6 protein-coding genes, 1 tRNA gene and 1 pseudogene are annotated in these 6983 nt (G+C 72.0%); 4 read left to right on the top strand and 4 right to left on the bottom strand.

The genetic code is table 11. The annotated features are described in order from the left end of the window. A pseudogene (locus BM127_RS19580) lies at positions 1-358 on the top strand (IS481 family transposase); the annotation flags it as partial. Positions 359-392: 34 nt separating this feature from the next. On the opposite strand, the gene BM127_RS19575 reads toward BM127_RS19580, so the two are convergent. Continuing rightward, positions 393-482 (bottom strand) — tRNA-Ser (locus BM127_RS19575). Between the two features lie 142 nt (positions 483-624). On the opposite strand from BM127_RS19575, the gene BM127_RS19570 reads away from it, so the two are divergent. The 3 genes from BM127_RS19570 to BM127_RS19560 all read left to right on the top strand — a co-directional run bounded on the left by BM127_RS19570 (position 625) and on the right by BM127_RS19560 (position 5451). Then, positions 625-2544 carry a lysophospholipid acyltransferase gene (locus tag BM127_RS19570; protein ID WP_198554402.1) on the top strand — a complete coding sequence of 640 codons (1920 nt, stop codon included), beginning with the start codon at positions 625-627 and terminating at the stop codon, positions 2542-2544. Between the two features lie 61 nt (positions 2545-2605). Continuing rightward, positions 2606-4051 (top strand): HAD-IB family hydrolase, encoded by a 1446-nt coding sequence (locus BM127_RS19565; protein ID WP_091201415.1) that lies wholly within the window; start codon positions 2606-2608, stop codon positions 4049-4051. Beyond that, complete coding sequence (locus BM127_RS19560; protein ID WP_157829612.1) at positions 4048-5451, top strand: wax ester/triacylglycerol synthase domain-containing protein; 1404 nt, start codon at positions 4048-4050, stop codon at positions 5449-5451. Before BM127_RS19565 ends, BM127_RS19560 begins: the two co-directional genes overlap by 4 nt. Positions 5452-5513: 62 nt before the next feature. On the opposite strand, the gene BM127_RS19555 is transcribed toward BM127_RS19560, so the two are convergent. The 3 genes from BM127_RS19555 to BM127_RS19545 are packed head-to-tail and all read right to left on the bottom strand — an operon-like array spanning position 5514 to position 6927. Then, positions 5514-5978, bottom strand: coding sequence for a GNAT family N-acetyltransferase (locus BM127_RS19555; RefSeq protein ID WP_091201411.1), 465 nt, complete (start codon positions 5976-5978; stop codon positions 5514-5516). Beyond that, on the bottom strand, positions 5975-6445 hold the full coding sequence (locus tag BM127_RS19550) for a nucleoside deaminase (protein WP_476703505.1): 471 nt from the start codon (positions 6443-6445) through the stop codon (positions 5975-5977). The genes BM127_RS19555 and BM127_RS19550 overlap by 4 nt, the downstream gene beginning before the upstream one ends. Further along, positions 6442-6927, bottom strand: a complete 486-nt coding sequence (locus BM127_RS19545; RefSeq protein ID WP_091201409.1) for a tRNA adenosine deaminase-associated protein — start codon at positions 6925-6927, stop codon at positions 6442-6444. Before BM127_RS19545 ends, BM127_RS19550 begins: the two co-directional genes overlap by 4 nt. Positions 6928-6983: the final 56 nt, after the last annotated feature.

Raw genomic sequence — 6983 nt, 5'->3', positions numbered from 1 at the left:
ACACGAGTACAACACCACCCGCCCCCACCGATCCCTGCCACGACGCGCCACCCCAGCAGCGCTCTACGACACCATGCCCAAGGCCCTGCCCGGACCCAGCCGCGACACCGAGACCCACGACCGGGTCCGACACGACATCGTCGGCACCTCCGGAACCGTCACCCTGCGCATCCACGGCCAACTCAGACACATCGGCATCGGTCGAACCCACAACCGAACCCACGTCATCCTGCTCATCCAAGACCTCGAGGTCCGCGTCATCAACGCCATCACCGGCGAACTCCTCCGCGAGCTCACCATCGACACCACCAAGAACTACCAACCCCAAAATGCACAAGATCCGGACCCACTTCCGTAGGTCCGGATCTTGCAGATGTCCTGAGACATCACATTGGCGGTGGCGGTGGGATTTGAACCCACGGTGGGTTTGACCCCACACAACATTTCGAGTGTTGCACCTTCGGCCGCTCGGACACGCCACCGCGACGAACACTATCGGAGGGGTGGGGCCAGTCGAAAATCCACCTGCTGGTCGCGCACCGTGGTCAGGGAGCGCGTACGACGGTAGTTTGCGCCACACGCAGGCACCCGTGCGCAGCGCGGGGGAAAGGAGCGGTGCCGACCGTGACTGCCGTTCGACGCATCCGAGAGGGCGCCAAGGCCGCGCTGCCCCGATCCGTGGGCGAGCGGCTCCCCGCCGCTCCGCCGCAGGAGGTGACCGATCTCCTGCACGACAAGCGTTTCCAGCGCGCCGTCGCGGACGCGGCCACCGAGCAGGAGCGTCCCGAGGAGGAGGTCTGGTCGGAGGTCAAGGGCTATCTCCACGAGATGGCCGCGGCCCACGACGACCGCACCGCCCAGGGATGGGCGCGGATGGGCGACTGGTTCCTCCGGGCGTACGACGTCCTGGTCGACGAGGACGACATGCACGAGCTGCGGCGCCTGGACCGCTCGCACAGCCTGGCCCTCGCCTTCAGCCACCGTTCCTACCTCGACGGGATGGTCATCCCCAACGCGCTGTCGTCGCGCCGCTTCTCCCCGACCTACACGTTCGGCGGCGCCAACCTCAACCTGCCGCTGATCGGCACGGTGGCCAGCCGGACGGGCCTCATCTTCATCCGCCGCGCGACCCAGGAGATCCCGGTCTACCGGCTCGCGCTGCGCTCCTACATCCGCCAGATGGTGACCAACAAGCGCAACATGGCGTGGTCGATCGAGGGCGGTCGCACCCGCACCGGCAAGCTCCGTCCGCCGGTGCACGGCATCCTGAAGTACCTCACCGACAGCGTCGAGGGCGACGACGCCCCCGACGTGCAGGTGGTGCCGGTCTCGGTCGTCTACGACCAGCTCCACGAGGTCTCGCTGATGACCGAGGAGTCCCGCGGCGCCAGCAAGACGCCCGAGGACTGGCGGTGGCTGGTGCGGTTCGCGCGGCTCCAGCGCCAGCGGATGGGCCGCGCCTACCTCACCGTCGGCGAGCCGTTCTCGCTGCGGGAGCGGATGGACGAGCTCGCGGCCGAGGGCGTCACCGGGCACCAGGCCGTGGAGCGCGTCGCCCTCGACATCTCCCACCGGCTCAACCGCGCCACCCCGGTGACCGTGACGGCCATCGTGTCGCTCGCGCTGCTCGGCGCCGACCGCGCGCTGACGGTCGACGAGGTGCTGGAGACCGTCGCGCCGCTCGCGGCCTACATCGACGCCCGCCACTGGCCGGTCGCCGGTGCGGCCGACCTGCGCGACCGCGCGACCATCCGCCGCGCCCTCGCCGAGCTGGCCCGCAGCGGCGTGCTGACGGCGTACGACGGGGGCACCGAGCCGGTCTGGAAGATCGGCGACGACCAGCACCTGGTCGCCGCGTTCTACCGCAACACCGTCATCCACATCCTCGTGGAGCGGGCGATCGGCGAGCTCGCGCTGCTGACCGTCAGCGAGCTCGAGCCCGACGCCGAGCTGCCCGCCGGCGGTGCGCTGCAGGTGGGCTGGGAGGAGGCCAAGCGAATGCGCGACCTCCTCAAGTTCGAGTTCTTCTTCCCCAGCCGCGCCGGCTTCGAGGACGACCTGCGCACCGAGCTCCGGCTGCTCGTCGGCGAGGACGCCCAGGAGGAGGGGGGCGACATGACGCCCGACCGGGCGCGCGAGCTCCTCGTCAACGCCCGGCCGCACCTGGCCCACCTGGTGCTCCGTCCGTTCCTCGACGCCTACCTCGTGCTCGCCGACCGGCTCGCCGACCACGGCGACAGCCCGGTCGCCGACGACGACCTGCTGGCCGACTCGCTGGCCGTGGGCCAGCAGTGGGCGCTGCAGCGCCGCGTCGCGAGCGCGGAGTCGATCTCGCTCGAGCTCTTCCGCACGGCTCTCGCGCTGGCCCGCCACAAGGGCCTGCTCGACGGTGGCGACGGCATCGGGTCGGCGCGCGAGGCCTTCGCCGCCGAGCTGCGCGAGGCGGTCCGCCGGGTCAACGTCATCGGTGAGATCGCCGGCGACCCGGTGCAGGTCGTCGTGCCCGAGGCGCGTCCGGCGACGGAGCCGCAGGAGAGCCGGTGAACACCCCACGACGTTCCTCTCCTCCGCTGCGCTCCCCCGAACAACGCCGCGGGGACCCCGTATGAGCGGGCTCTCCACCGCCGCGCAGGAGGCGATCGACGCGATCGAGGCCGGTCCTCAGGGCCCGTCGGTCGGGGCGTTCTTCGACCTCGACGGCACGTTGGTGGCGGGCTACACCGCGGCCACTTTCTACGGTGACCGGCTCAAGGGCCGCGAGGTGTCGCCGGCGGAGTTCCTGCGCACCGTGGTCACTGCGGTCGACGGCGAGCTCGGCGGTGACCCGACCCGGATCGCGCACGTCGCGTTCTCCGCGATGCGCGGGCAGTCCGAGGACTCGTTCGCCGACCTCGGTGACCGCCTCTTCCGCTCCAAGATCGCCGGCACCATCCGCCGCGAGTCGCGTGCGCTCGTCCACGCCCACCAGCGTGCCGGGCACACCGTCGCCGTCGCCTCGGCCGCCACGAAGTACCAGATCGCACCGGTCGCGCGCGACCTCGGCGTCGAGCACCTCGTCTGCACCCAGCTCGTCGTCGAGGACGGCCAGTTCACCGGTGCCACCGACGGCCCGATGCTGTGGGGCCGGCACAAGGCCAGCGGCGTACGCGCCTTCGCCCGCGAGCACGCCGTCGACCTCACCGACTCCTACGCCTACGGCAACGGCTACGAGGACGTTGCGTTCCTCTCCTCCGTCGGCCACCCCACCGCCCTCAACCCGCACCGCGACCTCCGCGCGGCCGCGGCGCGCCTGGGCTGGCCGGTGCTCGACCTGTCGGACCCGGTGGGCGGCTCGCTCGTCGCAGCCGGTCGTACGGCGGCAGCGCTCGCCGGCATGAACACCGGGGTCGTGGCGGGACTGACCTACGGCCTGCTCCGGCGCGACGGCAAGGAGGGCCGCAACCTCGCGGTCAAGCTCGCCACCCAGCTCCCGATGACCCTGGCCGGGGTCACCATGGACGTGCAGAACCGCGAGCGGCTCTGGACCCACCGGCCGGCGATCTTCGTCGCCAACCACCAGAGCGCCCTCGACATCCCGGTCCTCGGCAACCTCCTTGAGCGCGACTTCACCATCGTCGCCAAGAAGGAGGCGCGCTGGGACCCGCGCGCCGTCGTGGGCTCGGTCGTCATCGACCCGGCCTACATCGACCGGTCCGACTCCGCGTCGGCGCGCGCCACCCTCGACGGCGTCGTCGAACGGATCCGCAGCGGCACGTCCCTCATGATCTTCCCCGAGGGCACCCGCTCGGCGACCCCGGTTCTGGGGCCGTTCCGCAAGGGCGCCTTCCACCTCGCCGCGCAGGCGGGCGTGCCGGTCGTGCCGGTCGTGCTGCGCAACACCGGCGAGCTGATGCGACGCAACTCCCTCGTGCTCAACCCCGGCGTCGTCGACGTGTGCGTGCTCGAGCCGGAGACCGACTGGAACGAGGACGACATGAGCGAGCGGATCGCCGCCCTGCACGCGAAGTTCGAGCAGACCCTCGCGAAGTGGCCCTCCGGAGCATCGGCATGAGCGCCCGGGAGGACTTCGAGCGCTGGGGTGGTGCCGCCACCTTCGGCGCTGCACCTGAGCTGACGTCGATGCAGACCCTGATGTGGCGTGCCGAGCGCCACCCGGTCCAGTCGTCCACCTCCACGGTGATCATCGACCTCGACCGGGCGCCGGACTGGAAGCGCTTCGTGGCCGCGACCGAGTGGGGCACCGGACTCGTACGCCGGCTGCGGCAGCGTGTCGTCGACCCGGTGGTGCCGACCGCCCCCCCGACATGGGCCGACGACCCGACCTTCGACCTCGGCTACCACCTGCGCCGCGAGCACGTCTCGACCCGCGAGGAGATGCTGGCCCACGCGGCGCAGATGGCGCTGCGCCCCTTCGACCGCTCGCGGCCGCTGTGGGAGGGCGTCCTCTTCGAGGGACTGCCCGAGGGAGCGGCGTACGTCCTCAAGATCCACCACGCCCTGGCCGACCCGCTCGGCACCGTCCAGCTGCTCTCGATGCTCCAGTCGGGCAAGCGCGCCCACACCGCCCGCAAGCCGCTGGGCGAGTCCGTCGCGGAGCCGGGTGCCGACCCGGTCGACCTCGCCGTGACCGGGCTGCGGACCGACGTGGCGACCCTGCCGGACGCGGCCCGCGCGAGCGTGCGCACCCTGGCCCACGCGGCGACACGTCCGCAGGCGGTGGTGGCGTCGTCGCTGCGCTACGGGGCGTCAGTGCGCCGGATGCTCACCCAGGTCGCCCGGCCCTCACCCGAGCTGTCCCCGCGCACGGGGAAGAAGTGGACCTTCCTGACGCTCGACGCGCCTCTCGAGCCCCTGCGCACCGTCGCGCGGCAGGGCGGCGGCACCCTCGACGACGCCGCGGTGGCGCTGGTCCTGGGCGGACTCGGCCGCTACCACGCCGCACGCGAGAGCCGGGTGCACGAGATCCCGGTCGGCGTACGCGTCTCGCTCGACCGGGCCGACGACCTCGGCAACCGCTTCGCCGGGGCGATCATCTCCGCGCCGCTCGAGATCGGCGACCCCGTCGACCGGGTCGCCGCCGTGCGCGGCGAGGTGCTGTCGCTGCACACCGAGAGGGCGCTGGAGGTGCTCGACGCGGCAGCCCCGGCGCTCAACCGGATGCCGGCGTTCGTCGGTGCCTCCGCGCTGCGCACCGCAGCAGTCCCCGACGCGTTCGTGCTGACGCTGCCCGGGCCGCCGCGCCGGCGCTACATGGCGGGCGCCGAGGTGCAGGGCATGTACGTCCTCGGGCCCCTGCCAGGCGCTGCGCTGACCGTGTGCCTGGTGACCGTCGGCGACACCGCGTGCATCGGGGTCAACGTCGACGCGAGCGCGGTCGCCGACGTCGACGAGCTCCGCGCCTGCCTGGCCGAGGCCGTCGAGGAGATGACCGCCGCCGGCAACGCTGGTTGAGGAGGTCGCGACCTTCACCGCCGCTGGTTGAGGAGGTCGCGCAGCGACCGTCGCGAAACCCCTCAGCCGGTGGGGCCGACGTACAGGAGCATCCGGTAGTCGACACCTTCCTCGATGGTGACGAAGCCGTGGCGCTCGTAGAACCGGCGGGTGTCGACGTCCACCTCGTCGACGCCGATGTGCATCTCGGGTGACCCGAGCCCGCGGACCAGGGACCGCGAGAGGTCCAGGACCTGCGTGCCGATGCCCTGCGCCCGCAGCGACGGCACGACGTAGAGCTCCTCGAGCTGCGCCACCGGGCCGTCGAACCAGATGGCCGGGCGCAGGCTCAGCAGGGCGAACCCGACCGCTCCGCTGTCGTCCTCGGCGAGGACCGCGACGATCTCGTCGAGCTCGAGGATCCGGGCGAAGCGGACGACGAGCACGTCGGCGTCATCGGTCTCGGTCTCGAACTCGGTGTTGAAGTCCCAGAGCAGCCGGCCGAGCACCTCGGCGTCTGCGGTCGTCGCGCGGCGGACCTCGGTCACGACATCCCTCGGTGGCGGGCGAAGAAGGAGTCGAGGAGGGCGGTCGACTCGGCGGCGAGCACGCCCGCCACCACCTCGGGCCGATGGTTGAGCCGGCGGTCGCGGACCACGTCCCAGAGCGAGCCGACCGCGCCCAGCTTGTCGTCGTACGCCCCGAAGACGACGCGGTCCACCCGGGCGAGCACGAGGGCGCCGGCGCACATGGTGCACGGCTCGAGGGTGACGACCAGCGTGCAGCCGGTCAGCCGCCACTCGCCGCGGGTCGCCGCGGCGGCACGGAGCGCCACCACCTCGGCGTGACCGGTCGGGTCGCCGTGCGACTCACGGGTGTTGCGGCCCGCGCCGATGACCGTCCCGGACTCGTCGAGGACGACGGCACCGACCGGTACGTCGTCGCCTGCCAGCGCAGCCTGCGCCTCAGCGAGGGCCAGGCGCATCGGCCCGTCCCAGCTCACGGCGGTGCTCATGCAGAGGTGAGGCCGACGGCGTCGTCGAAGAGCTCGCCGAAGCCGAGGCGGCGCGCGATGTCGGAGAGCACGTCGTCAGGGTAGAGGTCGATGTCGTCGAGCAGCGCGCCCATGTCGGCGGCGTGCACGCCGAGGTCGCCGAGCAGGTCGAGGTCACCGGCCGGCACCTCCACGTCGTCGTCCTCCGGCAGCGGCAGCCCCAGGAAGTCGATGACCGACTGCGCCAGCTCCCACTCGTCGGCGGCCGTGACGTCGGAGAGCAGCACGCGCGTGGTGGACCCGGCGACGCGCACCAGCACGAAGAAGTCCTCGTCGACCGCGACCATCCCCACAGCACCCTCCGCGCCGGAGACCTGTCGCAGGGCGTGGCTCAGGGAGTCGACGGTGTCGAAGGCGGGCGAGGCGATGTCCTGCACCTGCCAGGCGCCGTCGTCGAGGAAGGCGACCAGCGCGTAGTCGATCTCGCCGTCCTGCTCGGACATCTGCGACCCCTCCCCAGGTTTCGGACGTCTCCAATGTCGCACGGCCCGGCGGACGC

This window comes from Nocardioides alpinus, assembly GCF_900112035.1.
In the GTDB taxonomy this organism is placed as follows: domain Bacteria; phylum Actinomycetota; class Actinomycetes; order Propionibacteriales; family Nocardioidaceae; genus Nocardioides; species Nocardioides alpinus.
Note: the sequence above shows the minus strand (reverse complement) of the source record. Positions and strands in the feature narration are given on the sequence as shown.